The sequence below is a fragment of the Nocardia niigatensis NBRC 100131 genome, from assembly GCF_000308655.1.
GTDB classification, from domain to species: domain Bacteria; phylum Actinomycetota; class Actinomycetes; order Mycobacteriales; family Mycobacteriaceae; genus Nocardia; species Nocardia niigatensis.
On the sequence record NZ_BAGC01000092.1, the window covers coordinates 1 to 649 of the forward strand.

Below are 649 nucleotides of genomic sequence, written 5' to 3' on the forward strand. Positions count from 1 at the left end.
GACGACTTCGCTGTCGTGGATCTCGCCGTGCCAGCCCACGATGTCGTCGCTGTGCAGCACAGCCTCGGTCATGACATGCCGCTGGAAATGCTTGAGTTCCAGCCGGCACCGGCGACCCGCCGCGCGCCACAGATTGGCGGTCTTCTCGAACACGCCCCCCGGGTGGTACTCGAGCACCACCAGGATGCGGGTGAGGTCCGGTGTGATCTCATGGAAGGTGACGGCACCGTCGATGTAGCCCTTGGCGCCTTTGGAACGCCACACGATCCGCTCGAACGGAACCTGCTCGACGATCGTGGACTCCCAGGTGCGCCTCGACCAGAACACCTTCCCGGTCCAGGTGAGCTTCTCGTCGGAGACCTGTTCGACCTGTTCGAGCTTCTTCGTGAACTTCGGAAAATCCGCGAACTGGGTCCACTGGTCGTAGGCCAAATCGATCGGCACACCGACGTCGATTTCCTCGACGATATTGGTCAGCTTCAGCTTCTTCGTGCCACCTTTGCCCTTACCGCCGGTCAGCGACTCCTTGACAGACTCGAACGTCTCCCGGACCGTGTGCCCGAGCTTGCTCGTCCCCGCGCTCATCACCGCCTGTAACGGCGACGCGCCGCCGGCCAACTTTTCCACGCCGGTCACCGCAGCCAGCAGA

The 649-nt window shown here is 62.9% G+C and carries 1 protein-coding gene; it reads right to left on the reverse strand.

All coding sequences use genetic code 11. From position 1 onward, the window contains the following. Nucleotides 1-649 (reverse strand): SRPBCC family protein (locus ON33_RS30910; RefSeq protein WP_040862680.1); only part of this gene is annotated, 649 nt, incomplete at both ends.